This window comes from Ruegeria sp. SCP10, from assembly GCF_040329495.1.
GTDB lineage: Bacteria > Pseudomonadota > Alphaproteobacteria > Rhodobacterales > Rhodobacteraceae > Ruegeria.
In genome coordinates this window covers 849,420-875,019 of the sequence record NZ_JBDZYF010000001.1, presented here as the reverse complement: position 1 = coordinate 875,019, position 25,600 = coordinate 849,420, and the positions used below count along the sequence as shown (strand labels likewise).

Annotated in this window: 28 protein-coding genes and 1 tRNA gene; 8 read left to right on the top strand and 21 right to left on the bottom strand. The window is 53.2% G+C overall.

The features are described 5' to 3' along the window. Positions 1-65: 65 nt before the first annotated feature. Positions 66-1,232 carry a glutamine-hydrolyzing carbamoyl-phosphate synthase small subunit gene (gene carA / locus ABLN87_RS04450; protein ID WP_353007887.1) on the bottom strand — a complete coding sequence of 389 codons (1,167 nt, stop codon included), beginning with the start codon at positions 1,230-1,232 and terminating at the stop codon, positions 66-68. A 183-nt stretch (positions 1,233-1,415) separates the two neighbouring features. Between carA and ABLN87_RS04445 the strand changes: the two genes are divergently transcribed. Continuing rightward, on the top strand, positions 1,416-1,901 hold the full coding sequence (locus ABLN87_RS04445; RefSeq protein WP_170532647.1) for a GatB/YqeY domain-containing protein: 486 nt from the start codon (positions 1,416-1,418) through the stop codon (positions 1,899-1,901). 24 nt (positions 1,902-1,925) lie between these two features. Here the strand turns inward: ABLN87_RS04445 and ABLN87_RS04440 are convergent, their stop codons facing one another. Beyond that, the gene (locus tag ABLN87_RS04440) at positions 1,926-2,417 is read right to left on the bottom strand and encodes a DUF2244 domain-containing protein (protein ID WP_353007886.1); all 492 of its coding nucleotides are present in this window, start codon (positions 2,415-2,417) and stop codon (positions 1,926-1,928) included. A 43-nt stretch (positions 2,418-2,460) separates the two neighbouring features. Beyond that, positions 2,461-3,060, bottom strand: a complete 600-nt coding sequence (locus ABLN87_RS04435) for a 2-hydroxychromene-2-carboxylate isomerase (protein WP_170532651.1) — start codon at positions 3,058-3,060, stop codon at positions 2,461-2,463. A 224-nt stretch (positions 3,061-3,284) separates the two neighbouring features. On the opposite strand from ABLN87_RS04435, the gene ABLN87_RS04430 reads away from it, so the two are divergent. After that, positions 3,285-4,436 (top strand): peptidase S41, encoded by a 1,152-nt coding sequence (locus tag ABLN87_RS04430; RefSeq protein ID WP_353007884.1) that lies wholly within the window; start codon positions 3,285-3,287, stop codon positions 4,434-4,436. 119 nt (positions 4,437-4,555) lie between these two features. Here the strand turns inward: ABLN87_RS04430 and ctaD are convergent, their stop codons facing one another. Next, on the bottom strand, positions 4,556-6,214 hold the full coding sequence (gene ctaD, locus ABLN87_RS04425) for a cytochrome c oxidase subunit I (RefSeq protein WP_353007882.1): 1,659 nt from the start codon (positions 6,212-6,214) through the stop codon (positions 4,556-4,558). 190 nt (positions 6,215-6,404) lie between these two features. Here ctaD and ABLN87_RS04420 point away from each other — a divergent pair, with 190 nt between their 5' ends. Both ABLN87_RS04420 and ABLN87_RS04415 read left to right on the top strand, forming a co-directional pair. Beyond that, positions 6,405-7,160 carry a hypothetical protein gene (locus ABLN87_RS04420; RefSeq protein ID WP_353007881.1) on the top strand — a complete coding sequence of 252 codons (756 nt, stop codon included), beginning with the start codon at positions 6,405-6,407 and terminating at the stop codon, positions 7,158-7,160. 83 nt (positions 7,161-7,243) lie between these two features. Beyond that, on the top strand, positions 7,244-7,663 hold the full coding sequence (locus ABLN87_RS04415) for an HIT family protein (RefSeq protein WP_353007879.1): 420 nt from the start codon (positions 7,244-7,246) through the stop codon (positions 7,661-7,663). A gap of 481 nt (positions 7,664-8,144) precedes the next feature. Here the strand turns inward: ABLN87_RS04415 and lipB are convergent, their stop codons facing one another. Then, positions 8,145-8,801: a lipoyl(octanoyl) transferase LipB gene (lipB, locus tag ABLN87_RS04410; RefSeq protein WP_353007877.1), complete on the bottom strand. Its 657-nt coding sequence runs from the start codon at positions 8,799-8,801 to the stop codon at positions 8,145-8,147. Positions 8,802-8,840: 39 nt separating this feature from the next. Beyond that, positions 8,841-9,500, bottom strand: coding sequence for a DsbA family oxidoreductase (locus ABLN87_RS04405; RefSeq protein WP_353007875.1), 660 nt, complete (start codon positions 9,498-9,500; stop codon positions 8,841-8,843). A gap of 141 nt (positions 9,501-9,641) precedes the next feature. Between ABLN87_RS04405 and ABLN87_RS04400 the strand changes: the two genes are divergently transcribed. After that, positions 9,642-9,728: transfer RNA gene (locus tag ABLN87_RS04400), tRNA-Leu, on the top strand. Between the two features lie 164 nt (positions 9,729-9,892). Here ABLN87_RS04400 and ABLN87_RS04395 read toward each other — a convergent pair. The 15 genes from ABLN87_RS04395 to ABLN87_RS04325 form a co-directional block, all read right to left on the bottom strand. Continuing rightward, the gene (locus ABLN87_RS04395; protein WP_353007873.1) at positions 9,893-10,372 is read right to left on the bottom strand and encodes a hypothetical protein; all 480 of its coding nucleotides are present in this window, start codon (positions 10,370-10,372) and stop codon (positions 9,893-9,895) included. Between the two features lie 3 nt (positions 10,373-10,375). Beyond that, on the bottom strand, positions 10,376-10,717 hold the full coding sequence (locus tag ABLN87_RS04390; protein WP_353007872.1) for an STAS-like domain-containing protein: 342 nt from the start codon (positions 10,715-10,717) through the stop codon (positions 10,376-10,378). Beyond that, positions 10,710-11,804, bottom strand: a complete 1,095-nt coding sequence (locus ABLN87_RS04385; protein ID WP_353007871.1) for a hypothetical protein — start codon at positions 11,802-11,804, stop codon at positions 10,710-10,712. Before ABLN87_RS04385 ends, ABLN87_RS04390 begins: the two co-directional genes overlap by 8 nt. A gap of 290 nt (positions 11,805-12,094) precedes the next feature. Continuing rightward, entirely contained in the window at positions 12,095-13,072 is a 978-nt protein-coding gene (locus ABLN87_RS04380) for a cell envelope integrity protein TolA (RefSeq protein ID WP_353007870.1), read from the bottom strand. 346 nt (positions 13,073-13,418) lie between these two features. Continuing rightward, positions 13,419-13,694 (bottom strand): hypothetical protein, encoded by a 276-nt coding sequence (locus tag ABLN87_RS04375; protein ID WP_353007869.1) that lies wholly within the window; start codon positions 13,692-13,694, stop codon positions 13,419-13,421. Then, positions 13,681-14,100 carry a hypothetical protein gene (locus ABLN87_RS04370; protein WP_353007867.1) on the bottom strand — a complete coding sequence of 140 codons (420 nt, stop codon included), beginning with the start codon at positions 14,098-14,100 and terminating at the stop codon, positions 13,681-13,683. Before ABLN87_RS04370 ends, ABLN87_RS04375 begins: the two co-directional genes overlap by 14 nt. A 177-nt stretch (positions 14,101-14,277) precedes the next feature. Then, positions 14,278-14,805, bottom strand: a complete 528-nt coding sequence (locus ABLN87_RS04365; protein WP_353007865.1) for a hypothetical protein — start codon at positions 14,803-14,805, stop codon at positions 14,278-14,280. A 103-nt stretch (positions 14,806-14,908) separates the two neighbouring features. After that, on the bottom strand, positions 14,909-15,250 hold the full coding sequence (locus ABLN87_RS04360; RefSeq protein WP_353007864.1) for a hypothetical protein: 342 nt from the start codon (positions 15,248-15,250) through the stop codon (positions 14,909-14,911). 89 nt (positions 15,251-15,339) lie between these two features. Further along, complete coding sequence (locus tag ABLN87_RS04355; RefSeq protein WP_353007863.1) at positions 15,340-15,531, bottom strand: helix-turn-helix transcriptional regulator; 192 nt, start codon at positions 15,529-15,531, stop codon at positions 15,340-15,342. Between the two features lie 83 nt (positions 15,532-15,614). Then, entirely contained in the window at positions 15,615-16,241 is a 627-nt protein-coding gene (locus ABLN87_RS04350) for a hypothetical protein (protein WP_353007861.1), read from the bottom strand. Further along, positions 16,238-17,416 carry a tyrosine-type recombinase/integrase gene (locus ABLN87_RS04345; protein WP_353007860.1) on the bottom strand — a complete coding sequence of 393 codons (1,179 nt, stop codon included), beginning with the start codon at positions 17,414-17,416 and terminating at the stop codon, positions 16,238-16,240. Before ABLN87_RS04345 ends, ABLN87_RS04350 begins: the two co-directional genes overlap by 4 nt. Before the next feature lie 349 nt (positions 17,417-17,765). Further along, the gene (locus tag ABLN87_RS04340; protein WP_353007858.1) at positions 17,766-18,530 is read right to left on the bottom strand and encodes a hypothetical protein; all 765 of its coding nucleotides are present in this window, start codon (positions 18,528-18,530) and stop codon (positions 17,766-17,768) included. 172 nt (positions 18,531-18,702) lie between these two features. Beyond that, the gene (locus ABLN87_RS04335; RefSeq protein ID WP_353007857.1) at positions 18,703-19,503 is read right to left on the bottom strand and encodes a hypothetical protein; all 801 of its coding nucleotides are present in this window, start codon (positions 19,501-19,503) and stop codon (positions 18,703-18,705) included. A gap of 111 nt (positions 19,504-19,614) precedes the next feature. Further along, positions 19,615-20,397, bottom strand: coding sequence for an FkbM family methyltransferase (locus ABLN87_RS04330; RefSeq protein WP_353007855.1), 783 nt, complete (start codon positions 20,395-20,397; stop codon positions 19,615-19,617). Beyond that, complete coding sequence (locus ABLN87_RS04325; RefSeq protein WP_353007853.1) at positions 20,384-21,493, bottom strand: glycosyltransferase; 1,110 nt, start codon at positions 21,491-21,493, stop codon at positions 20,384-20,386. The genes ABLN87_RS04330 and ABLN87_RS04325 overlap by 14 nt, the downstream gene beginning before the upstream one ends. A gap of 353 nt (positions 21,494-21,846) precedes the next feature. On the opposite strand from ABLN87_RS04325, the gene ABLN87_RS04320 reads away from it, so the two are divergent. The 3 genes from ABLN87_RS04320 (at position 21,847) to ABLN87_RS04310 (ending at position 25,576) form a co-directional block, all read left to right on the top strand. Further along, positions 21,847-23,730: a glycosyltransferase family 2 protein gene (locus ABLN87_RS04320; RefSeq protein ID WP_353007852.1), complete on the top strand. Its 1,884-nt coding sequence runs from the start codon at positions 21,847-21,849 to the stop codon at positions 23,728-23,730. A gap of 96 nt (positions 23,731-23,826) precedes the next feature. Continuing rightward, the gene (locus tag ABLN87_RS04315; RefSeq protein ID WP_353007850.1) at positions 23,827-24,489 is read left to right on the top strand and encodes a class I SAM-dependent methyltransferase; all 663 of its coding nucleotides are present in this window, start codon (positions 23,827-23,829) and stop codon (positions 24,487-24,489) included. A 31-nt stretch (positions 24,490-24,520) separates the two neighbouring features. Beyond that, on the top strand, positions 24,521-25,576 hold the full coding sequence (locus tag ABLN87_RS04310) for a glycosyltransferase family 2 protein (protein ID WP_353007849.1): 1,056 nt from the start codon (positions 24,521-24,523) through the stop codon (positions 25,574-25,576). The last annotated feature ends 24 nt before the right edge of the window (positions 25,577-25,600 follow it).

Genomic DNA, 25,600 nt, shown 5'->3' with positions numbered 1-25,600 from the left:
CAGCGACCTGTCGTCAGGGTTGATCCATTTAGGTTAATAGCGGGTTAACCTTGGGCAGTAGGCGATTATACCTGCGCTTTACGGCCTGCCATGGCGTCTGCGAAACGTTCAAACAGGTAGAAACTGTCCTGCGGTCCCGGCGAGGCTTCTGGGTGGTATTGAACCGAATAGACCGGGCGATCTGTCATGCGGATGCCGCAGTTCGATCCGTCAAACAAGGATCGATGGGTTTCCACAATGCCCTCGGGTAGGGTCTCGGCGTCTACCGCAAAGCCATGGTTCATCGAGGTGATCTCGACCTTGCCGGTCTCCAGGTCCTTGACCGGGTGGTTCGCACCGTGGTGGCCGTGGTTCATCTTGATGGTCTGCCCGCCAAGTGCCAGAGCCAACATCTGGTGACCCAGGCAGATGCCGAAAACCGGCAGTTCTGTTGTCTCAAGAATTTCTTTGATCATCGGCACGGCATACTCACCAGTCGCGGCCGGATCGCCCGGACCGTTTGACAGGAACACTCCGTCGGGATTGTGAGCCAGAACCTCGGCGGCAGTGGCGGTTGCCGGCAGCACGGTCACATCGCAGCCCGCCGAGGCAAGACAGCGCAAAATGTTGCGCTTGGCGCCATAGTCGATTGCAACAACCTTATGAACGGGCGCTTCCTGACGGGCATAGCCCTCGGGCCAGGCCCACCGCATTTCATCCCAGCGATAGCTTTGGGCGCAGGTAACTTCTTTGGCCAGGTCCATGCCTTCCAGACCGGCAAACCCACGCGCCGCCGCGATCAGCGCTTCGATATCGAACTTCCCTTCCGGGTCATGGGCCAGTGCCACATGCGGCGCGCCTTGCTGACGGATCGCGCGGGTCAGGCGGCGGGTATCGACGCCGCCGATTGCGATCCGGCCGCGGCGCGCAAGCCAATCCTTCAACTCTTCGGCGGAACGCCAGTTCGAGGGTTCAGTCGGATCCCACTTGACCACCATACCCGCGGCCACCGGATCGATGGTTTCGTCATCTTCGGGGTTCACACCGACGTTGCCGATATGCGGGAAGGTGAAGGTGACGATCTGCCCAGCGTAGGAGGGATCAGTCATGATTTCCTGATACCCTGTCATCGCGGTGTTAAAGCACAGTTCGGCCACAGTTTGGCCTGTTGCGCCGAAGCCTACGCCATAAAACAGGGTTCCGTCGGCCAGAGCCAGACATGCGGTGGGCTTGGACGGGGCATTCTGGACCATGGCGCAACTCTCCTAAAGGGTAAATCGGCGCATAACTAAGGGTGTTATGCCTTCGGGTCAAGTGTGTTCAAATTTTTGGCTATCGTTATTTATCAATAGGTTAAGTGGTTTCGCACCCTGTTGTATCATGCTTTTTGTTTGGATATGTTCGGGGTTCCTTTGTCATGGGGATGGACAAACCAAATGGACATGCGATCAAGGGTGAACACCGCCCTGAAGCAAGCAATGAAAGACAAAGCGGTCGAACGTCTGTCGACGCTGCGTCTGATCAACGCCGCAATCAAGGATCGGGATATCGCCTCACGCGCTTCTGACAATGAAGAGGCGAAAGGGTGCGGTGATGCCGAGGTTCTTGAAATTCTTGGTAAAATGACCAAGCAGCGCAAGGAAAGCGCGCGCGCTTATGAAGAGGGCGGACGCCTGGACCTGGCCGAACGTGAAATGCGCGAGGTTGCGATCATCGAGGAATTCCTGCCCAAGCAGCTGGATGACGATGAGGTCACACAGGCGATCCAATCGGCGATCACTTCCACTGGGGCCGGTTCGATCCGGGATATGGGCAAGGTGATGGGTGAGCTTAAGACGCGCTATACCGGCCAGATGGATTTTGGCAGGGTCGGCCCCATGGTCAAAGACCACCTCTGTGCCGCATCAAGCGACGGCTGCTGAGCATCCAACCAGATGTGAACTTAGCTACTGCGTGGCAGGACCACGCAGTCGTTCCACCAGCTCATCATAGAGGCTGATACGTTCCTCTTCAGACAGGAACGCGCCAATCTCTACTTCGCGCCCGTCACCGACAAGGGTGACGTAGTATGGAACCGGTCCGCCTTTCCTGTGCATCTCTGGACGCGCCCAATAGCGGTTGCAGGACCATTCCTGCTGTTGCCTACCCGGTGTGAGATGGATCAGCTGTGCGCGGGTCCCATCCAGTGTGAGCACCTCAAAGACGCTGCGCGCCTTATAGTTCGTTTGGATTGCCAGCCACAGGCCCAGAACTGTCAGCAGTAAGAAGGGCAGCAGACCCCAAAGAACGATCGACCCCAGCATCGCCAGGATCGGGATCAGCCCAAACAGAAATACCGAAAATATGACGATCATTGCCCCACGTGGTGGCAACGAATTGTGTGGCCACAAGCGTAGCTCTTGTTCCGTGTCCGAGGTTTGGGTCCATTGGTAGGGCATGGCTGAAACCTAGCGTATGAGCCTGCTGTGTCGATGGCAAAGTTTAGACGACATGCCCAACGCGCGCCCAGGACAAAGCGTCGTCCAACCTATCATCGCCCCAGAACACTTCATCGCGCACAACAAAGCTGGGTGCACCGAAAACGCCGAGTTTGGTCGCGCGTTCGGTTTCGGCCTCAAGCCCGGCAATACAGTCTGCGTTGCGGGCACGTGCAAGTGTCAGGCGCGGGTCCTGCTGACAGCGCAACAAGGCTTCGGATAAGGCGGATTCGCTACCAGCTTCAACGCCCTCTTCAAACCAGATCCGATAGAGGTTCTGAGTGAAATCCTGCCCCCAACCGTCCTGCATCCCCAGAAACGCGACCTGATTGGCAAGTCCCAGGTCCGAGATGGGGTAGGGTGCAGGCAGTTTTGCGTGGATGTGATACTTGGCAGCCCGACGCTCAATATCCCGCCACATATAGGCGGTCTTTTCGGGTTTACCTGCAAACGGCGTGTTCTGCTGCGCCATCATGACCGTACGCACATTAAAGGGGCGCCAATGCACGGTTGCATCGGTTTCAGCGCACCAGTCATCCAACCTCATGACGGTCAGAAAGCTGTAGGTGCTGCCGATCGAATACCAAAAGTCGATTTCAGGCAAATGAACCCTCCGGGTTGCCGGAACAGTTGCCCGGACGAGAATAGCTTATTTTCGAGTATTTGGCGAATTGAACGGGCGGCGGGGTTTTTGGCAAGCGGTTCGGAGCGGGCGAGCTTTTTGTTTCAAAACGACGTGGCGCCGTGCTTCATCGTATGGGAAGTGGACATCTCGGTATGTCCCTATAGTCTCTGCGCATGTCTTTGTTGAGCGATCTAGAGCATGTAGTGACGACGGTATTGTCGACCGATCCCAGTTTCAACAAGGTCACGCGAGAGGTTTTGGATCAGCACATTGCTGACGCTCGACAGGTCGCGCTTGCCGATGCAAAGGACGACTTTTTAATGTCCTTGATGCGCTTGCTCGCCCTTCCGGGGAATGGGCATACCCGACTGATTCCGAACAATGCAATTTCAGTGTTGCCCTTGCGGTTCGTTGCCATCGGTAGCCAAGTGAACCTGGTGGGAAGTGCGCCAGGCCTTGGTGCCGCACAGGGTGCGCAATTGATCGCTGTGAACGGTGTCTGCGTGAAAGACATCGAGGCGCGCGCTGCCGACTATTTGGCGGGAACACGTCAGCGTGAACGTGTAGTTGGCCCGATGCTATTCGCATGGCCGCACGCCTTGAAACGCTTGGGTGTTTGTAAAGAGGTCGGTTTGATCGAATACAAACTCAGGACGGATGTGGGACAAACAACCTATCTGAGAATGCACACCGACGACACGGTTTCAGGATCAATCTGGTGTCCAAGAAACGAACACGGAAAATCCGATGCGGCATGGGTCCCAACGGAGTTTCTGAACGTTCGAGATTTTCTCGAAGACGGGCTCTTGCTTGCGTTTCCGAGTTTCTTTGACCTGAGTGAAAAGAAGCTGCCTGATGCGATATGTTCGGCCGCCGAACACGTAAGGTCGCGCGCGAGCACACCTCTTCTTATTGATGTCAGAGGAAATACCGGCGGCGATTTTCTTAAAACAATGCCTCTTATCGATGCGATATCGGAGGGTGCAACAGATCGAAACGTCGGATTGCTCGTCGATAAGTTTACGTTTTCTGCAGCGATCGTGTTTGTGGCGATCACCAAATTCCGTTTAGGAGCCAGATGCCAAATCATAGGTGAGGAAATGGGCGATGGGCTCACGTTCTATGCAGAAGGAGGTTTGCTCGATCTGCCCGCAAGCGGGGCAAGTGTTCGATACTCGACCGCATATCACGATTGGGCCACCGGTCGGATCGATGAAACGACACCAGCCGAAATCGCCAAGCAAATCGTACCGGTTGGAACACTAAAGCTGGACAGGTCCTGGGTCGCCGGGGCGCTGAATGCGGACCCCGCAGATGGCGTCTATCGCGACATCCTCAGAGGAATGAACATCTGACCCCATATGCGCTGTCTCAGCGGATATGATTTCTCAGGCAACTACCGCATTTAGGCGCTTGCTGCACAAAGAAAAAAACCCGCCGGTTCGGGCGGGGTTTTCTGTGGTTTCTGACCGGATCAGTGCGCGTGGCCCTTATCCCAGTCTTCCTGCTTTGGCAGCTGCTCGAACGTATGTTCAGGCGGCGGGGTGGGCAGGGTCCATTCCAGCGTGTCTGCGTATTCGTTCCACGGGTTCGGAAGTGTCTCTTTCGCGCCACGGAACAGGGCGTAGAACACGATGCCGAAGAACAGGATGAATGAGGCAAACGAGATGAACGCGCCAATCGACGAGACATAGTTCCACTGCGCGAACGCTTCGGGATAGTCGATATAGCGGCGCGGCATGCCCTGACGGCCCAGGAAGTGCTGCGGGAAGAAGGTCAGGTTGGCGCCGATGAAGAACAGCCAGAAATGAACCTTGCCCCAGAACTCCGAGTACTGACGACCCGTCATCTTCGAGAAGTAGAAATACACACCCGCGAAGATCGCAAAGACGGCACCCAGGCTCATCACATAGTGGAAGTGCGCCACAACGTAGTAGGTGTCGTGATAGGCACGGTCGATACCGGCCTGCGACAGAACCACACCGGTCACACCACCTACGGTGAACAGGAACAGGAAGCCGAAGGCAAACAGCATCGGCGTCTTGAACTCGATGGAGCCGCCCCACATCGTCGCAATCCACGAGAAGACCTTAACACCGGTCGGAACCGCGATGACCATCGTGGCCAGCATGAAGTACGCCTGCTGACGCAGCGACATGCCAACGGTGTACATGTGGTGCGCCCACACGACAAAGCCCAGAACACCAATCGCGATAATCGCCCAGACCATCGGCAGGTAACCGAAGATTGGCTTGCGCGAGAAGGTGGCGATCACGTGGCTGATGATGCCAAAACCGGGTAGGATCACGATATACACTTCCGGGTGGCCGAAGAACCACAGGATGTGCTGATACAGGATCGGATCACCGCCACCGGCAGGATCAAAGAAGGTGAAGCCAAAGTTGCGGTCCATCAGCAGCATGGTGATCGCGCCCGCCAGAACCGGCAGCGACAGAAGAATCAGCCACGAGGTGATGAAGATCGACCAGCTGAACAGCGGCACCTTGAACAGGGTCATGCCTGGGGCACGCATGTTCAGGAAGGTGGTGATCATGTTGATCGCGCCGAGGATCGAGGAGGCGCCCGATACGTGCACGGCGAAAATCGCAAGGTCCATGGACATGCCGCCTTCGGTCGTCGACAGCGGCGGATACAGAACCCAACCCACGCCCGAGCCAAGCTGGTCATTCCCGCCCGGGCTCAGCAGCGAAGCGATACCCAGCGAGGTACCAGCGACGTACAGCCAGAAGGACAGGTTGTTCATCCGCGGGAACGCCATATCCGGCGCGCCGATCTGCAAGGGCATGAAATAGTTGCCAAATCCACCAAAGAGGGCTGGGATGACAACGAAGAACATCATCAGAACACCGTGATAGGTGATCATGACGTTCCACAGGTGCCCGTTGGGGGTACACGGATCGGCCATGAACCCTTCGAGGCACATGTACTGCACACCGGGGTGCATCAGTTCAAGCCGCATGTAAACGGTCATCGCCACCGAGATCAGACCGGCCAGAGCCGAGAAGATCAGGTAGAGAATCCCGATGTCTTTGTGGTTGGTCGACATGAACCAACGCACAAAGAAACTGCGCTGGTCTTCATGATCGTGACCATGAATGGCTGCGTCTGCCATTATAGGTGCCTCCTGTTGCAACTGCACCGCGCAGTCGGACCTCTCCAACGCGCGGGATTCCTGCTGGTTTTAGAATGCGAAGAGGGCACCTTCAATGGTCGAGTTTGATATGGATCAAGATTAATTGTCGCGGGTAGCGCTTGCAGCGCTCGGCAAAAGGGCACACATGTCTTTGCTGGAGGGACTCTGAATGATGCTGAAATACGCGACGACAGATCAGGCAAAAGCGGCGTCAGGGCTGCGTATGATCGTGGTCGGCGGCGTGCCCAGCCCCTGGAGCGAGGCGGCCAAAGGATTACTCCACGTCAAGAACATACCCTGGATGCCCGTTTATCTGGATCAACAGGACCGCGCGCAGATGGATTGGGCCCGATCTGACAGCGCGCCGGTTGTATTCTGGGAAGACGAAAACCCGGTTTCGGACGCGTCTCAGATCGTTTCGCTGGCTCAGCGCATCGCGCCTGACCCAGATTTGGTTCCTGAGGCGGCAGCCTCTGAGATCATGGAGTTCATAAACTTACTGGCGGCCCCCGACGGGCTGGGCTGGCACAGGCGGTTGCAGCAGATCCATGCGGGGCTTGAGGGGCACGATGGTGGATTTCACCCCAAAATCGCCGCCTATCTGGGCGCAAAATACGGGTATGACCCAGAGGCAGGCGCTTTGGCCGAAGGGCGTGCAAATACGATCCTAAAAAACGTCAGCGCTCGGCTTGAAACCGGGGGAGATTTTCTGTTCAGCAATCGTCTGACCGCCGCAGATATCTACTGCGCTGCCTTTATGGCCCTGTTTTCACCCTTGCCAGATGTGCTCTGTGCCATGCGGCCCAGCACCCGAGCTGTGTTTGCGCATGTCTCGGATGAAACGAGGGAAGTCTTGTCATCTGGTTTGTTGGCGCACCGGGACAGGATGTATCAGGACTGGTTGGCGACGCCCTTGTCACTGTAACACCCGTTTTTTGCGGCTTGACCGCATCGATGGGGCCTCGCACAAACGCAGGTAGGAAACCAGCATCCAACCGGAGCCTGCATATGCCTAGCTATGACCCCGACAACATCTTCGCCAAGATCCTGCGCGGCGAAATCCCGTCGACCCGTGTTTACGAGGATGAAGACACGCTGGCCTTTATGGATATCATGCCGCGATCAGACGGCCATTTGCTTGTCATCCCCAAAAGCCCGTGCCGAAACATGCTGGATGCTACGCCCGAACAACTATCTGCAGTGATGGCGACGGTGCAGAAGCTGTCCCACGCGGTGAAACATGCGTTTGAGGCCGACGGGGTCACCATCCAGCAGTTCAACGAAGCAGCCGGTGGGCAAGAGGTATTTCACCTTCATTTCCATGTTCTTCCCCGACACGAAGGTATTTCAATGCGCCCGCCGGGCAATATGGGGGATTTTGATCTGATTGCCGAGCATGCGGAAAAGATCAGGAAGGCGCTGAACTGAGTGAGGCGACGGAAACGTGCTGTCTAAGGCGGGTATGATTTAGAGTTTAGTGCAAACGCCAACTTTTGAGCGCTCAAAGCCTTTGCATACGATGCTTAGCCTGCCGCGACGAACGATAGCGCCATGATCTTCCAATAGGGATGGTTTGGTTCTGAAAGGGTGATCCAGACAGTCGAATGCTTAGAAAGAGAATTGCCGTTCCGATTTGGGGTCGGAACGGCAGACTCGTAACCAAACACTGATCGGATTTCACAGGGCAAGCCCTAGATCACCGGTTTAACATACCACTCACTCTAGATTGGCTGTTCCATGCTACTCGTAAACGTTGGCATTGTATTCACAGAAGTGAACGTTGGTTAAAATGAGAGTTAATATCGTTGCAAAATTATGCAAGACCTAGAAAATTGGGAAACAGAGCGATCTGAGCTCATGGGATTGTGTCTGCAAGCTATCAAATTGCGATTCGAATCACTCGAAGTGACTACTTAGCTGGGCTTTCGAAAACCTTGTAGAAGGTCTTCTGCAGCGCTGCATCCACATCCGCCATCGTCACGGGCAAGCCCAAATCAACCAGCGAAGTGACCCCGTGTTCGGTGATGCCGCAGGGTACGATCCCGGTGAAATGATCCAGTTCCGGTTCGACATTGATCGAGATGCCGTGAAAGCTAACCCATTTGCGCAGGCGCAGACCAATAGCGGCGATTTTGTCTTCGGCGGGCTGGCCCGTGATGGTCAGCGGCTTATCGTCTCGCTGGACCCAAACGCCAACTCGGCCGTCCCGGATTTCGCCATGAACGTTGAACTCACTCAGAGCCGCGATCACCCAGGTTTCCAGCTGTTTCACAAACTGGCGCACATCCCGGCCACGTGTGTTCAAGTTCAGCATTACATAAGCCACGCGCTGCCCCGGGCCGTGATAGGTATATTCCCCGCCACGCTTGCTTTCGTACACGGGGAAGCGGTCTGGGTCCTTCAGGTCCGCGATTTTGGCCGAGGTTCCGGCAGTATAAAGCGGGGGATGTTCCAGCAGCCAGACGCATTCCTCTGCATCGCCCGCCGCAATCGCAGCCACGCGCGCCTCCATAAAGGCAACGGCATCTTCATACCGGGTCAAACCATCGGTGACTTTCCATTCCATGCCGGCCTCATATCGCGCATGCGGGGTAGGGGGAAGGGGTTAGGCCGCCTCGGCCAGGCAGCGCTGCAATACCTGCGCGTAGGTCTCGGTGCCCTGCGCCCCGGTCAGCAGGTATTTGCCCCCGAATACCATGGATGGAACACTCGAAATACCACGGCTGGTCCAGAACTGCTGTTTCTCGCGCACCGAAGCGGCATGGGCCCCAGATTCAAGCGCCGCAAGGGCATCATCGAGGTTGAGCCCCGCTGCAGAAACAGCCTCGATCAGTACAGCGGTATCCGAGACATCCTTTTGTTGGGTGAAATACACTTCGAACAAGGCCAGTTTCAGCGGGTGCTGCCGCCCTTGTGTTTCGGCCCAATCCAATAGCTGATGCGCTGCGAACGTATTAACAATGCGGCTTTCGTCATTGAAACTAAAAGTAAATCCAAGCTCCGACCCCAAAGCGGTCAACCTGTCGCGGGCTTGTTGGCTCTGTTCATCCGTCGAGCCATATTTTTCCGCAATATGCGCGCGTAGGTTCTGACCTTCCGGAGGCATGGTCCGATTCAATTCAAAAGGATGCCACCTGAGACGGGCCAAAACCTGTTGCTGTTGCAAAGCCAGATCGAGCTGCCGAAATCCGACAATACACCAGGGGCAGACAACATCCGAGACGATATCCACCTGAAGGACGGGCCGTGGGTCAGAGGTGCTCATGATAAGGTCCAGTCAGTCTGTTTTTGTTTCACATGACCCAACAGATATGACGGTTCAGATGGAATTTAAACCGACGCTGTTTTGCCTCTTCACATCGCCCCCATCTGCGTCTATACGCCCCTCTACCAAGTCACTGGCAGTGCGGTCGTGGCGGAATTGGTAGACGCGCAGCGTTGAGGTCGCTGTGGGGTAACACCCGTGGAAGTTCGAGTCTTCTCGACCGCACCATTATATCTCTATAAGTCCAATAAAATAAACAACTTGACAGTTTTATCCTGTTCACGGACCACCTTTTGGTCCACCTTTGGGCGTGCGTTTAAGGCGATAAAATATGCAGGTGTTGTTCCATTTTATGAACAAATGAAACTTGAACCGATCTGAGGCGGAAGAATTTAGGCTCCGTTACCAAACCATTTGGGCTTGAGTTTGCGCCGAGATTGCTTGACCTTTGAAGATACAGTTTCAGCCGCGAGTAAGATGTCTTGAGTTCTTTGGCTCTCAGCTTTTCGTTTGGCGGAGCCAAAATCTCCGACAGTGACCTTATCTTCGAAACGGTCTAGTTCTATGCTACATGCCCCGTGAAGCGCTCTATCGTGTTCGAAAAGTTCGTCAATTAGTATCGCAACTCGACGTATACCTGCCGTAATTTTGGCTTCCTCAATTTGGTCTGTGGGTTGATGATCCCGAGACCAATAGTCCATTGCCTTTAGTGAGATGTCCGCGATTGTTTCGCGGACGATCTCACTATCTTGGTTCCGTTCGGCCTCCAAGTAGCTAGCCTTGGAGACGTGGGCATCGAACCAAGCTGTGGCAAATTTTGCGATAACGAACCCTACTGCCGAGGCAGCGACCGTCGACAGAAAGTTAAGCAATTTTTAGTGTCCGCTGGCCAGTTTTAGCTTGTAAGCGCGATCAATATGTTCCCAAATTCGGCGGATATACCGGTCGTAACCGGGTTGGGACGCCCTAAGTTCAAGAAGTTTTCGAATCAATTCTGGTTTGAAGTCTTCGCGAACAAGACCGCCGAATGCTTCTTCCAAAAACGACGAAGGATATCCCGGCGCACCATCTAAATCGACCACAATATGTTTGCCGTCTTTGATAGCAGGGACCAAGAACTCTTCGCGAAATGTTGTGCCGTTTCCTTCCCCGTCATCAGGATATCGTCCCGCTGGATACGGGTGAAAGTCCGACACGATTTTCACAACATCATGCATTTTGGCTCTCGCTAACTTGATCATTGCCAACCGGTATACACCACTCAATCAGTGTGCCACCGATGTGTTTACCAAGGGATAACAACTCTATGTCTCCCTCGTTTTTATATAGTATACCACCGCCGCCACTCAATATCCTCACGCGCCCTACACCCAACTCGTCAATAGGTGCAACCACATCTGACAAGCCCTGACCGCGCCCCATGATCTTACTTTTTGAAGTTCTGGATACCGCTAGGGCTGCTGCAATCATGCGCGCGTCCTCTTTAAGCAATTCTGACACCTCCGAACTCAAATCGGACAACATGGTCACAACTTGTTCAAAAAGGCCCCACCTCGGAAGTGTGTTTGGGATGCCGACGCCCTGATCGAACGCGACTACGCGAATTTCGTGGTCAGCAGGGGTAAACCCAGCAGTGACCCACCAAGAACCCACAAGGGGAGTGTATTTGAACTCGCCGTTTTCAGGATAGGCATGTTGACCAGTGTTGTGAATGGCTTCGACTACCGCCTCATAAACGAGGGGCTTTTGCTCGAAAAAATCGGCTACTTGCAAAAGTTGCGACGTGAGCCGATCCACCCTTTCGGGCAAAAATTTGCTGCATCCAATCATCTGGACAACAGAAAACCCGTCGCCAAACATCTCTTCGGGCCATTTCACGCCGATGTTAACATCGAGCAACCGAAAGAAGCCGAGGTCATCAAGGCGTGCGACAATAGCTGCCCGCCAATCACCGAGACGGAAGGCGGAGAACCGTATGCTATCGGTGCCTGCCGAAAGGGTCAGTATTCGATCAATTTCTGAGGCCAGAACCAAAATTGCAGCAATAGAAATCTCCTTAACGTCTCTCAAATCCAAACGCACATGCTTTTGCTTGATAGAGAACCGGTGCCCGGTGATCTTGAGTTCATCAAGTGCTGCGACAGTCTCCTCATAGTTGCCCGAGAAACTAAATGTTTCAGGGAAAACAATGGTTTTTCGTTCATCTGGGGCATACTTGAAGCCGCTGCGTCGAAGGCGTTTAGCAAATCGTTTTACGCCAAGCCGAACGTTACGTGCCTTCTGCTGGCTCGAAGTCTTTTTCATTTAGGCAACTAATGATTCCAAATTCAAAAAAGCAGTACTGTATCTACCATTGAGTGACCAGACCGCTCGGACTTCAATCGTGATAGCCGGAAAGAACATTTGCCAGCATTGATGTTTCTGATGCGGAGCCGACATACATAACTTCTACAGGGAGAGGCTGCTTGCCATGTTTTGTTGGGTTATAGGCAAAAAAAAGAGCTTCGGCCCAGTCAAGCTTGGTTAAACGAAGGCGCTGCAACCAGTTGCAACGCCCTCCACAGTCAAGTTATTATTCGATCTCGGGTTACGTGCTAGTGAAAGCTGACAATCCCGCATGTATCACCTGATATCATTGCGACTTGGTACTCCACGTTCATTCCCCCAAACCCATTCTGAGCTCGGTATTCCATTGTCACGCGGTGCTGCCCATTAGCGGTACGCGGCGTGATTAGGGTTTGGATGTGCTCAAAGCTATCAGGATTTCGCAATGCTGCTTTAACGGCTTTCTTCAACTCACGGTGACTGCCATCCCAAGAACTAAGGCAATGGAACCCTTTACGGCGCTCTTCCGCTTCCGTTGCTTGCTTGGCAGCGGCCTCTCTTTGCTTCTCCGCTTCCTTAGCTTGGGCTTCAACTTCGAGCGCTCTTTGTCGTGCTGCTTCTTTTTCAGCCTGCGCCTTGTCAAAACGCTCCTTTTCGGCAAACCACTTTTCAGGAGCAAGAGCCGAGACCTCTTTGAGGTAGAACTCAGACAAACCAGATCGTTCGAGCAGATCGTCTAGATATTCGTCAGGCCGGGTCACCCGAAAAACTGCTTGATAGGTATCACTTTCCTGTCCTCCATCGATTTCAACTGCCCTTACAAGCCATTCTTCGATTTTGGCATCTGTAACTTCGGTTGATTGTGCGACCTCCTCCAGCAGAGCCTGCCGCAATTGATTGCGTTCAGAAAATTGAGCAATCAAGACGAAGGAAACAAGCGCATGAACAAGGTAGATGATGTTAGCTGTTCTTGAAGCAAGGAGAGTGCCCCGGAGCGGGCGCACGATCACAAAGAACATTGAGGCGGAAAAAAGCGCCGCCAGAGCGTAACTGACAAGCGCGCTGAAAGTTGAAATGACGGCAATAATTGCTGCCGCTATCGGTGCCAAAATTATAGAAACTGCGACTAGCTTTAACCATGACACAAAAGAACTTGTGACTGACCTTTTCTTTCCCGCCGATGGGGTGGCGGTCTCGGTTTGGTTTTCGTTACCGTTGGCGACCAAACTGGAATTCAAATTTTGCACGTTTTCTCCTGCGAAAGCCTAAAAATACAAAGGGGAGGAAGCGATTGATCTCGGCCACACTCAGTTTCAAGTTTCGGGATTGAATGCATTATCAAACAATAACTTGACGTCCATTAGTGTCACTTTGAGCCACATCGCCTCTGGCAAGTGGTGCCTAAAATTCAATTGAGGCACAAGTTTGGCTTTCAACTATAAATTGCGACCGAACAGGCGTGATGTGTGTCTACAGGCGCAAGTAGAACCCCATATTTTGTTGGATGTTTAGCTAAGACGATTTCCGGGAAGTTAAGATTGGTTAAAACGTGGGCGCTGCAACTAGTTGCAACGCCCGGCGCGAAGTTCAACGTTAGCTGCAACCAGTTGCACCGTAGCTTTCCCAGAACGCCTTAGCGGCTCCGAGAGCCAAGGCAACAGGCCAAAACAGAATGAATGTTCCCTTTACCAGCAGCATTTCTTCAGTCGTTTCACGTTCTTCCCAGCGCATCATCTCCAATTCGATTTGCGTGGCCGCATCCAATCGAGTGATGTGAGGGGCAGATGACCGGGGCAGAGCAATCAATCGCCAGAGGATGCTACCGATTGCACAATAGGCCGCAGCGAAGAGAAACTCAGTCAGGACCATTATCAGAACCCTTGCCACGGCTGTTGAAGTAGTTCGCTTTCAAACTTGCGTAAAGACGCTCTTTTTCGCGTTCTAAGGGCTCACGTAGTTCGAGGAAGAGGTCCTTGTCCTCCGTTGCATCTCGACGAATTTCACGAATCCGCTGTTCTTTCTGTTCAGCAGACGCCGCCGAAAGCCGCACAGCATCCATTTCCACCATACGTTTAAGTTGGCGGTCATCGCGCTCTTCTCGCAAGCGCTTCAACTTACGTTCTATCTCTTGACCTGCCGGTGCCTCTTCGTACAGCGCATCCTTCAAAAAGGCCCACCCTGTTTCAACATCGTCACTTTCAACCAGTGGGTCAGGTGTGGAGCGCTGGGTGTAGTTCGCCATCCAGTCATCGGGATTGTCTGCGTGGTCGGTCATGGTTCTTCCTTTCGGTATATGGTGATTAGATGTGATGCAGAAATTGCAGCAGGCAGGCCTAATTTTCGGACGTGTTCGGCTGCAAAGTCTGCAACAACTCGAAGCCAAATCGACCGTGATTGATGCAAGCTTTGCAGCAAGATTGATGCAGTTTCTGCATAGGGATTTTGCTTTCCTTCAACGCTTAAGCCGGACAATCGTTGGGCCATGGTTATCTTTGGCACGAAACCGGGATGCATCTCCGCGTGAAGGGCCGCTTTTCTGACTGCTCTTGTATTCACGAATGGGATAGTCGTGGCCGTGTTCCCAATACTTCGGCTCATAAGTTGGCAAGCGTGACTTTCCATTGGTTTCAGTCGCCAACATGGTCAGCCGCCACTCAGGTGCGGCAGCTTGCCCATGAACACCTAAGTGACCGCGCTTCATGCAGACGATCCACCCTTTGGCCTGCAATGCAGCCATCGCCGTCATTGCCGTACGAGGATTACAGCCCATCTCAGCCGCAAGAGTTCGCGACGACAGAGCTACCTTTCCATTGTTGTTGTACTTCAGCCTTTTCCCTTCGGTCCGGCAGCGAATTTTGAAATGCATGTATGCGGCCTTCGCGTTACCGCTGAGTGCTTTCCAAGCTGGAAGCTCTGTCTCCCATTTCACCCATTTTGCGAACTGCGTTTCACGGGTTTCGTTTTTGGTGTCACGTCCCATTCGCCACCCCCCGATTTTGAGGCCAACCTATCCTGTTGTCCGGACGTGCAACTGGTTGCACCAATATTGGCTGGGTGGTCGGTGTGCTAAGCTTAGCCATTTCTCAACTCACCCCTTTTGCATGGAAGATGAGGTTATCCGGCAGGGCAGCAAGTTCAGTCGGAACAGAACCCATGTGCTTGCGCCACAGGCGCAAAAGGGCGTGGCGGGTCGCGCAGTAACCTATAGCGTTCCACGCTCGTCCAGCGGGCTGTTTTGCCGGTCTCCGGCGCTGGATAATCCACTGGATAGTATCCTTGCAGACAACCACGCGGTATTTGTCAGTAGCGCATACAATTTCCGAGTAAGTATCGGAGCATTCACGATTGTCGGGCCGTTTGGAGGTCTTTTCGGCACGAGTGTAGGGTGTCCCGTGGTGAGCCACGGGATTGGCTTTTTCTTTCATTGAAAAATCTCAGATTAGTGTTTGATCATTGGTGCGAAAGGCAGGGTGGGTACGCAACGACTGCAATGCGTTTCCAAACCCGTTAAAAATTAGCCTTCACGAGCATCCGCCAATGCCTGCATCGCGGCTTCAACCTCATCCGCAATCCAATAGGAACGGCTGCCGATCTTCACGGGGGGCGGAAAAATACCCTTTTTGATCATCCGGTAAATGGTAGGACCGCTGAGCGGATAAGTTGCCGTGAGTTGTCTGAGGGTGTTGTATCGTTTTTGTGTCTGCATTCTTCTCTCAAACTCCATTTGTTTCTGTCTGTTCGAGAGATGACAGGTCAAGTGTGACAGATGCAGAGGTTTGTCACACGTTCTTAGTCAAATTTGTTAGCCCAGCGCTCGTAAGTTTTTTCGTTTGCGCCTCTAGATGTACCAAGCCCGCGCTTGAAGACGATTTCGGCGGCATTTCTGTTTGTCTTCCCTTTGTTGATTAGCTCTCGCATTTGTTGAACAATCTCAGGGGTATCTGGTTTAAACTTTCCTGCCTTTTGCTTTCCACCGTTCGACCTGCTTCGTTGTTGTGCACGTTCCCGTGTCAAATCAATCAAGTGTTCGTTGCGAAAAAAGTCGGCGGTTAACAAACTGCCGACCAATATACATTGGTCTAGAACTTTCGAGAATTGTGGTAGTTGTTCTGGCGGCAAGGATTGAAGAAACCCGTCAATTTCAGCGATAGCATCGTCAGCATCGGCAAGAATTTTTTCCTGCGATTGTGTTGGTTCGCCCTTCTCTTTGCGATGGCGCAGCCTCCGCCGTGCCGTGGCCAGCGAATGAGGTGCTGCGTTTAGTGACGCAGCCACCACCTTGGCCAGAATTTCCGGCGGGATTTCACCGGTTTCATCCAGCCCGCTGATCGTGATGATGGTTGTGGTGCTCATCGCGTCGTGTTCTTCGAACGCAATGTTGGCAATAGGTGTATTGGGTCTGAGATCGTCTGTCATTTCGCCACCAACTCCACTATCTCCGCATTCTGCCCGGTCACATGTCTTGCCCAGCGCTCCATAAGAACACGCCGCTGTTCAAGGAAATCAGTCCGCCGGTAGGTGCGTTCGACCTTGCTACCAGTTTCGTGGGCAAGTGCCATCTCAGCCACTTCTCGGGGTGTACCGGTAGCTTCCGCGCACCATGTCCGGAAACTGGACCGGAACCCATGGGGACGTGCCGCCAGTTCCTTTCTTTCCATCAGCCGGGACATAGTGGCATCGGAGATGACACCCTTACGAACATTGGGAAACAGGTAGCCGTCTTTTTCGAAAGCCGAGGCTTGTTCAATGATGCGCTGGGCTTCACTGGACAGGGGCACATGGAATTCTTTGCCGGTCTTCATCTTGTCTGCTGGGACAACCCATGTGTCGCCGCGCAGTTCGTCCAGATGAATAAACCGAAGCGGCTTGGACCGTACCGCAGTAAGGATTAGCAGCCGAAATGCGAGATGTGTGACCGATCCATCATCAAGGCTTTCATAAAATACGGGTACATCAATCCAAGGCATAGCAGGAATGTGCTTTCTAACCTGACGGGATTTTCCGAGCAGGGCTTTCGCCTTCATGGTGGCTTGCAGGTCCACATCTAATCCCATCGCGGCACCATGCCGGAAGACGATGCCTAGCCGGTCCATAGCCTTCTTTGCGGTCTCACCCTTCGAATGCCAGATAGGGGCGAGGGTGTTTTTGATGTCCTGTTGATCAATCTCTTCAATCGGCACATTCCCAAGTTTGGGAAGGACATGTAATTCCAGTGGCGAGAACCAACGCCCGGCCTTGCCGTCACCTTTTAGTTCGGCCTGACGTGCGGCGAAGGCTTCTTTTGCAACTACCGTTAGTGTGTGGTCAGCCTTGGCGGCTTCCCTACGTATCCGTTCGCGTTCTTTGATTGGGTCTTTTCCCTGACGGGCGACGGCTCTCCATTTTTCAGCCTCCTCGCGGGCTTCTTTCAGTGAGACGGCGGACAAAGCCCCCAAACCCATCTCTCTACGACGCCCGTGTACATGAACCCGAAGGAACCACTTGCCACCATCACCATCTTTTTTGTGCAACCAGAGGCCTCCGCCGTCCGAGTATTTGCCGGGTTGGGCATTCTTTACCTGCAATGATGATAGCTTGTTGAGTGCTGGCATTGGTCCACCCTATGGTCCACCTTTTACTGTGAGACACAGTGAACCATCCTGAAGCGAATGGAAACCATATTTTTATGTTTTGCAGTGGTTTAGTGGAATTTTTGAGGCAACCTGAAACGGTCAGAAATATGCGTGTTCAAGTCTTCAATGCATCTCGACCGCACCAGTAAAAACAAAGGGTTACTTCCTTTCAGCGTAACCTTTTGTTTTTGGAGAGTAACTGATAGGTAACTTTTCGCTGACTAGTGCGTTCTTTTGGGTGATGCCCGCCAAAAGCCCAGAGTCGTAAGTTTCGTGTGCGAGGCAGACCCTAACCATTTTGCGCGTCTCAGGTCGTCGATATCACAACCTAATTCCGAGGCATCAAGTGCAGCCATTGCATTGGAAACCCGCGGCCTTCTGACAGTAGCGCCCATTTGAAATCGTCACCGAGTTTTATGATTTTGTCCATTTCTGAGGTATCTCGGATGCTACCATCGATATATTCGATAGCAAAATATGGACCGCAGAACTCTTCTATTGCCTTTAGCTTTGCATCTCCATCTTCAACCATTTGTGGATGAAGCTCGACCAGAAATTCTGACCTGCGAAAGTGGTGTAGAAATTCCTCAGTTAAGAGGTCGAATTCAACGCCTTCGATGTCAATCAAAAAGAAAATGTCGTCAGGACGGGGGGACACGGTCGAGATTTTGTCAACTGCATTGTCTAGGGCATTGCCAAAAATGCTAACCCGCTCTTCAACCTCATTGTGTTTGGCTGTTTCCAGGATTACCTCACGACCCTTTTCCGAGATTTCAAAGCAAGCGCTCTTTTCGAACTTACCGACAGCTACAAGGCCGACGCCCCAAAAGCCGTCTGCGGCTCCGATATCCACCAGAACTCGCTTCTTTGACCGGCTCAAGATTTCCAGGTTTTGCTGCTCGTACAGGCCAAAGATCTTCGTGGCTGTATCAGAATGCTGACCCCAGAAAGCGTTCTCGGCGAAGCGAAACCCCGCCAGAGGTCCACATAAAACCTGCGAACGGCTCTGTTCCAACACATATTGTGAAAACTCGCTGCGGAATTTTCGTACGACACTTTTGACGTGTCGAAAACGCCTCTTTGGAAAGTGCATTCTTCTACCTTCTGTGTTCACCCAAACGGAAAGGTCTGCGTTAAGTTTCAAAGGCTCAAATCAGTCATTCACCCATGGCTAATTTGATTGTCTAAGAATTCAGCCGAAGCAAGAACCTGTGCAGAAGCGTTTTCGTTTGTCCGACAATTCTACAGGCATCTGTTTCGACCGCCTAAACGACTGGGTATTTTTCAGGATTTACCCCGTGCCTCTGACAAACAAAATCGATGTAGCTTCCTTTGGGCGGAATACCTCCAAACTGAGAGCGGATGTTGCTTCGAGTTTCACCTAAGAAGTGATGGAACCGAGCCCAATCAGGTTCGTAGTCTTCAATTTCACGGGTCGGATCCAGGAAGCCTCTTCTGGGCCAGTACAGATGCCAATGCTGACCACGGTTGATTTCACCGGTGACGCTTAGTGCCCAGCGTGTGACACTGGGTCCGGTCGTCGTCCAGGGCAGGTCGTACAAAGTTATCGTTTCTCCTGCTTCATATTTGCTCACCAGTTTATCCAAATGGTCACGCCCCAACCAGAAAGGGATCGGAACTTCGGACTCCAAGAAGTTCAAAACCAGTTTCAAGGCCAGAGAGTTTTTGGGAAGGCGCAAAACGCAATTGTTTATCGCGCTTTTTCTTCTTACGACCCCGAACAGATAGTCGGATTTGATATCTAGCGGGTTAACACAATAGATATCTAGGTCGACCCAAACGTAGTCGGTCTCTTTTAGCATGTAGATACGGAAGATGTCTGAATAGACTGCCATGCGCCGGCGGCCACCTGCCAGGTTTTCCGTGTTTTCGTCTGAATATATCTCTCTGGCGTCATGTAGAATAACGCCGGTGGGCACATCGAGGTTCAAGTCAAGAACATACAGGTGAAAGGTGTACCCGTGGTCCAGAAAAGACTGGATGCATACTCTCTCCACACATGACAAAGCGGAACCGGACCAAAAGCTGGCGACTTCAAAATCCAAAGTTATAATCCTTACTTATGGCGAGATTGGGTTCAGATGTGACTAGTGATTATCAGACTTGCGCGTCAACCAACATATGCTCAGCAATACAGCAACATAGAGGCCTAACAGTTACGTCAGATCGAACCATTTTGAGTCCCACGGCACGAACAGCAGATCGCAATCAGGAGCGTCCCTGTCTACCGGGCGCGGGGCCTCGATCAGTTCAAAGCCGTGTTTGCCCATCTCGGCGACAAACTCGCTGAAGCGGTAGCCATCTTTGAAACGCCGTTTCACCGAAACCTCTGCAAGAACGAACTCCGTGCGTTTCAGGGTTTCCCTAGCCCCTCGGATCACGGCCAGCTCATTGCCTTCGGTATCGATTTTCAAACCAAATCGGCCGGGGATGTTAGTGGTATAGCTGTCGAGGCGCTGTTTTGGGACAATGCGCTTTTCTGTGTTCACGATACGGTTTTCATATTCCGCTGAAAAACCCGCAACCGTCGCCAATGACCGTCGTTTGCGATCCGTTGTGGGAATGATCAGTTCGACCTCACCTTCATCCGCGTCCAGCGCGACAATATGAAGGTCATAGTCGATACGACCGCGCCAAGATGCGACCCGTTGGGCTGTTTCTTCGATGGGATCGAAAAGGACGAACTTTTTGTCGGGAAATGCTTCGTACAAGAAGGGCGTACCGGCATCGACGCCGACGTCAAGGATTGTGTCGACCTGGAATTCAAAACTCCCAAGGTTTGCCGATGTTACACCGCCTTGAATGACAGAAAGGCCAGCAGAGTTGAGCCGGCGCATGACCGGGCGCGGGCCAACAAACTCACCGCTTTCGAAGTCGACGACTTTCAGGCCAACGGATCGCAGCAGTCGGCGAAAAGAGAATGCATCAATCTTCGGCATGTTTGACACCCTCGGGGGCAGAGCGGGATTGTGTGACAGCAGCGGGCGTGTCTTGTAACACTGCCTCGCGCAAAGCCTGGCTTTGAACTTCTGGTCGAATTGAAACGGCATGATCCATGCAGGCCGCGCGCAGTGCCAACAGTTCTTCTGTGTCCATATCAATAAGTTTTCGCATCTGGAACATCATACCCCGGACCTTGCCATCGGTGTACAATGCCTGGTGTGCGGCTTCGGGCAGATGGTCCCTAAGTGCCTCGACATTTGGCCCAATGACTGGAAGGCCGAAGGTCAGCGCCAGATTGACCGAACCCGATGTGAGAATACGGCTAAAGGGCGCAACGCACACATGACTATGGGCGAGTATATCGCGCAGTTCCTCATCCGGCAGATACCGGTCATGAAACCGGACATTGGGCATCGCTCTGATCGGCTGCTGTCCCCGACGCTCGCCTGCGATGACAGCGCCTGCGATGTCCAATTCCCAGGCTTGCTCGCGGATATTGAGTGCTTTCAGAGCCTGCCACATAAACCGACCGCCGCGGTTTTCCTGTACTTTTCCGATATGCACGAAACGGCGGTGTTCTGCGGGCGGCAGGGTGTCGCGCCGAGCCAACGTGTTTTCGGCGGGCTCATAAACCCCTAGGTAACTAGGATGGGCGACGCGCAGGATCATATGCTGTGGGATGCGATAAGTCTGAGCCATCAAGGTGACCGCGTGGGGTGTGTGCAGGTGAATTCTGTCTGCCTGACGCACCAGTACGGCGCGACCTTTGTGGATCGCGTCCATATCCCTGCCAGAGTTATGCGGGTGGAAGTTGTGAACCGTCCAGATGATTTTCACACCCTTGTCCCGAAGCGAGGCAAGACCGGCTTCGATCTTGGCAAAACGCTCCTCAGCGGGAATGTCATTCCTGCTGCCAAACTCGACGGTTTCCCAATGAATCCAGTAGATATCACCGGCCTGCATCGGGGGTAATCCATCTGTGTAGAAGGCATTTAACCGAACAACCCGGACGTCATAGTCAGTGAAGCTGCTGTAGATCATGCGCTGATACGGATTGTTTCCCAGCGGTGCGTTGGAAAAAATCGTTGGCATGTGCTCGACCTCTTGTTTCAGGCGTTTCAACGCAGTGCAATGTATCTGCTGCGCCCGCCTGTCTTGTGGAACCGCTTCTGACGCGCGGCCTGCGACATCCATACGGCCAACAAGCAGCCTGCTTAGTGCCTTTGTTGGTGGTGCACGATGCACGGACCAAGTGGCAAGTTGCATCTTGAGGGGCGGGGCGGATTTGTTGACCTATCGTGTCTATGCGATCACGTGCGTGCGCTTGCAAAGCACAATATGGACCCGTAACAAAGCTGAACAGCCAAGACTGTTGCGCAGGCCACCTAAGCCATGGTTTTACTTGCGGTCTTGAAGCTCTGAACGCGGTCCAAGGGTGAGAATAGATGAGACTTGTCGTATCCACGATGAAAGACGAAGGGCCGTTTATTCTTGAGTGGATCGCCTATTATCTTTCGATCGGGTTCACGCATTTCATTGTCAATTCGAACGATTGTTCGGATGGAACCGATGCCATCCTCAAACGCTGCGAAGAGCTTGGGTTTCTGGCTCATATCGATAATCCGGGGCCTTGGGAACACGGCCCGCAGGCCTCTGCCTACACAAACGCGATGAAGCATCCCTGGTACAAAGAAGCCGAGTGGATCATGGTCTGCGATGTGGATGAGTTTTTTGACATTCGCATCGGTGACGGAACTCTCGATGACTTGTTCCAGGCTCAGCCCAATGCCGACGGGTTTGCAGCGCTATGGCAGTTGTTTGGGCACAACGGGGTTGTCGATTTCGAAGATCGTTTTGTGATCGAACAATTCACCAAAGCTTGCGATTTGGGCGCGGTTCTGCCGCAGAACCTGCGTGCGTTTAAGTCCCTGATCCGAAACAATGGGTCTTATCATTCTCTAAACACACACCGTCCGCGTGGGCCGGTAGCGAATAAAGCAGAGAGTTTCGCCTGGATTGATGGGGATGGGGATCCCTTGCCGCCAGCGATGCGTCGCAGAGGGTGGGCCTTTTCTGCGACCGGAGCAGGGTTTGGTCGCAGCTTGTTTCGCATGAACCACTATGCTGTGCGATCCATCGAAAGCTATTTGATGAAGCGTGTCCGCGGCGATGTGAATACAACGGCCTTTCACCCAAAGATGGAGACCACCGGACAGGCTTACTGGCATCTGCATTGCTATAATGAAGTCGAAGAAACGTCGATCCTGTCCAAGGTAGCGCGCCTGCGTGTAACCCATGATAAACTGCGTTCGGACGATGTTTTGAATACACTACACAAGCAATCTGTTGCGTTTCACAAGAACCGGATCGCCGCCATTCGTGAAACCGAGGCTGCGAGTGTTTTTGTCAAAAAATACAGAAGCTTTAAAGGCGGGCAAAATGTAAAAGCCTTGGATCTGGGGGTGATTGAAGAGGCCAACATTTCCTTCGATCCCGAGACCTACAGAGACCCAAATGTTACCTTTGCACAGGTCGCCAAGTGGAACCGCATAGGGCAGATGGCGGTTGCCCAGAATTCCAAGCCGAACAACTATCCCTGGTTCGTGCGGCTGGACGCATTGGACACGCCTTTCGTGCATGAACAAGCAGCTACATTGCATGCACAGATCACTGAACCAACGCAGGTTTCCGTGCCCTTTGATCCAAAGGATACAAGCCATCTCCCGGCTGTTTCGCCCGAGATTGAAAGGACCGCCAAGCAGCGACGCAGTTTTCTCAAATCAATCAGTGGCAAGAAATCCTGGGTCCTGATCGGGCAGGTTGAAACCGAAATTGTCGAGGAAATATTGGCGCTGCCATCTGTCTCCAAACTTTCGATACTGGCGCCATGGGGGCTGACGTGGAACGGTTTCGCCTGTGCCGATACAACGCAAAACCCCGAACTGCAGGCGTTGGATCGCGCGTTCTATGCATTTCTGGAGTATTTTCGCGAACCCATTCTGTCTGGTCGATTGCGCGTCTATCGGGCGATGCCGCCCTTGATGCTCAAGCTGTTTCCGGTTGAATCCGTAGGAGTGGCAGTAATCAGAGGCGTCCGATCCGAGCGGGTTATGAATGGTTTGCTGCGCAGGATTGACCGTGTGCTGGCTCCTGGGGGCAGCATCGCCTTCACCACCTATCGCCGTCGCGGGGGTGGTTCATATGGCGGGATGAATGCGGCGATCAACACATTTCTGGGGCAGAATGCCAGCCGATACAGGATAACCAGCCTGCAACCACCGTGGCTTGGGATCGACAAGTTACCACCACTTAACGCAGAAGAGACTTAGCTTCTGGTTCTTAACCGGCTGGCGTGATAACGATGGCTCAACGAACAAAAACGGGTTCTGTGCAAGGCTGAAACCCGTCTGCGAAGTGAGGTCGAGATGTCAGAAGAACCAAAGGTGATTGGCGTAGCGCCGGGAAGCCAGCCTAAACCCAAGGCGGACAAGGCGACCAAGCGCAAGAACTCGAAAGAGGCCATCCGGCGGACCTTTCTGTCCCGCTTGCCCAAAGGTGGGGTCGCGGTTGAGATCGGTGTCTGGCAGGGGGAGTTTTCTCCGACCATACTGAAGCTGCTGGAACCCAGTCAGTTGTTCCTGATCGACCCCTGGAAACATATCGGGGAAGAGTCGCACACAACTGCCTTTGTCGGCCGGACCGAAGACGAAAAGATGGAGGCCATCTTTCAGAAGGTCAAAAAATCTTTTGAGAAAGAGATCGAAGACGGAAAGGTTGGCATTATACGCGACTTCTCAGTCCCGGCTCTGAACCTGTTCGATGATGAAAGCATATCCTTTGCCTATGTCGACGGGGATCATTCTTACGAAGGTGTTTCGGCGGATCTGGCTGCGCTGTTTCCCAAGATGAAGATTGGCGGCATCATGGCATTCGACGACTACCATCGCCGCGGCTGGTGGGGGGATGGGGTCATACGCGCCGTGAACGAATTCCTGGGTCAGTATCCAAGGCATCTGCGCATCAGAGCCATTGCGGGTGCGCAAATTGCGATCGAGAAAATCGAACCTCAGGTCGATAGTAAGGACTGATCTGGCCACGTATTGAGACCGAGCGCATCAGATGCAAAACCCTGAGAAAATCGTCATCTCGGCCATGAAAAATGAAGGGCCTTACATCCTTGAATGGGTGGCCCATCATAAGGTGCTCGGCTTTGACAACATCATCGTCTACACCAACGATTGTTCGGACGGGACAAACCGTATCCTGCGACGGTTGCAAGAGCTTGGGCATGTCGAATTTCGACGCAACCGGGTCGGGGCCGGAGGAATTCACCGATCAGCCCTCAGGCAGGCGCGTCGATTGCCGATCGTGAAAGACGCAAAGTGGATTTATGTTTGCGACGCGGACGAGTTTCTGAATATTCACGTTGGCAACCGCAAGGTTGACGATCTGATCGAGGCGACGCCCGACGTGGATGTGATCTCGGTCCCCTGGAAGATATTCTCAAACAATAGTCGACATGTGTTGCGTGATGCACCGATTACGGCTCAATTCGATGACGGCGAACTGGATTTTGAGCAGGGCGGAGCCGGGCGGCGTTTCGTGAAGTCGATTTTCCGGCAAGGCGAGTTTTATAATCGTTTCGGTTTACACAACCCACATCCTAAACCCGAATTCCAGTCCAGCGTCTTCCGGTCCGTGGCGGGTGGGCATGCCAGAGAGCCCGCACCTTTCGGCAACCATGTTTCGCCGCCATTTGGGTTTGAGATTGCACAGATCAACCACTATGCCGTACGCTCGACGCAGGCGTATCTGGCCAAGCGTAGCCGTGGACGGGCAAATCATTCGTCTCAAACACTTGGAACTGACTATTGGGATCGCTGGAACCGAGGCGGCTCCAAGGACGAAACTATCCTGCGTTATCAGGACGAAACGGCCGAGATATTGGAGCAGTTCAAATCAGACGAAACCCTTCAGCGTTTGCATCGTAAGGCGTTCCGCTGGCATAAAGAGCTGATCTCGAACCTGATGCAGATCCCAGAGTATGAGCAGCTATATCAACGACTTGTGGAGAAACCCGCCGCAAGCTTTGTGAAGCAGGATCGCGGTGTGCGCGATCGCGTCACCAGCCAAGATGTGCCGCGCTCATCCAGCCAAAATCAACCGGAAATGTGACCTAAGACCCCGGAGTATCAACGC

Coding starts and splice junctions, on each gene's coding strand:
- carA (WP_353007887.1), bottom strand. CDS start 1,232: ATGGTCCAGAATGCCCCGTCCAAGCCCACCGCATGTCTGGCTCTGGCC.
- ABLN87_RS04445 (WP_170532647.1), top strand. CDS start 1,416: ATGGACATGCGATCAAGGGTGAACACCGCCCTGAAGCAAGCAATGAAA.
- ABLN87_RS04440 (WP_353007886.1), bottom strand. CDS start 2,417: ATGCCCTACCAATGGACCCAAACCTCGGACACGGAACAAGAGCTACGC.
- ctaD (WP_353007882.1), bottom strand. CDS start 6,214: ATGGCAGACGCAGCCATTCATGGTCACGATCATGAAGACCAGCGCAGT.
- ABLN87_RS04420 (WP_353007881.1), top strand. CDS start 6,405: ATGATGCTGAAATACGCGACGACAGATCAGGCAAAAGCGGCGTCAGGG.
- ABLN87_RS04415 (WP_353007879.1), top strand. CDS start 7,244: ATGCCTAGCTATGACCCCGACAACATCTTCGCCAAGATCCTGCGCGGC.
- lipB (WP_353007877.1), bottom strand. CDS start 8,801: ATGGAATGGAAAGTCACCGATGGTTTGACCCGGTATGAAGATGCCGTT.
- ABLN87_RS04405 (WP_353007875.1), bottom strand. CDS start 9,500: ATGAGCACCTCTGACCCACGGCCCGTCCTTCAGGTGGATATCGTCTCG.
- ABLN87_RS04390 (WP_353007872.1), bottom strand. CDS start 10,717: ATGCATGATGTTGTGAAAATCGTGTCGGACTTTCACCCGTATCCAGCG.
- ABLN87_RS04385 (WP_353007871.1), bottom strand. CDS start 11,804: ATGAAAAAGACTTCGAGCCAGCAGAAGGCACGTAACGTTCGGCTTGGC.
- ABLN87_RS04375 (WP_353007869.1), bottom strand. CDS start 13,694: ATGGTCCTGACTGAGTTTCTCTTCGCTGCGGCCTATTGTGCAATCGGT.
- ABLN87_RS04370 (WP_353007867.1), bottom strand. CDS start 14,100: ATGACCGACCACGCAGACAATCCCGATGACTGGATGGCGAACTACACC.
- ABLN87_RS04365 (WP_353007865.1), bottom strand. CDS start 14,805: ATGGGACGTGACACCAAAAACGAAACCCGTGAAACGCAGTTCGCAAAA.
- ABLN87_RS04360 (WP_353007864.1), bottom strand. CDS start 15,250: ATGAAAGAAAAAGCCAATCCCGTGGCTCACCACGGGACACCCTACACT.
- ABLN87_RS04355 (WP_353007863.1), bottom strand. CDS start 15,531: ATGCAGACACAAAAACGATACAACACCCTCAGACAACTCACGGCAACT.
- ABLN87_RS04350 (WP_353007861.1), bottom strand. CDS start 16,241: ATGACAGACGATCTCAGACCCAATACACCTATTGCCAACATTGCGTTC.
- ABLN87_RS04345 (WP_353007860.1), bottom strand. CDS start 17,416: ATGCCAGCACTCAACAAGCTATCATCATTGCAGGTAAAGAATGCCCAA.
- ABLN87_RS04340 (WP_353007858.1), bottom strand. CDS start 18,530: ATGCACTTTCCAAAGAGGCGTTTTCGACACGTCAAAAGTGTCGTACGA.
- ABLN87_RS04330 (WP_353007855.1), bottom strand. CDS start 20,397: ATGCCGAAGATTGATGCATTCTCTTTTCGCCGACTGCTGCGATCCGTT.
- ABLN87_RS04325 (WP_353007853.1), bottom strand. CDS start 21,493: ATGCCAACGATTTTTTCCAACGCACCGCTGGGAAACAATCCGTATCAG.
- ABLN87_RS04320 (WP_353007852.1), top strand. CDS start 21,847: ATGAGACTTGTCGTATCCACGATGAAAGACGAAGGGCCGTTTATTCTT.
- ABLN87_RS04315 (WP_353007850.1), top strand. CDS start 23,827: ATGTCAGAAGAACCAAAGGTGATTGGCGTAGCGCCGGGAAGCCAGCCT.
- ABLN87_RS04310 (WP_353007849.1), top strand. CDS start 24,521: ATGCAAAACCCTGAGAAAATCGTCATCTCGGCCATGAAAAATGAAGGG.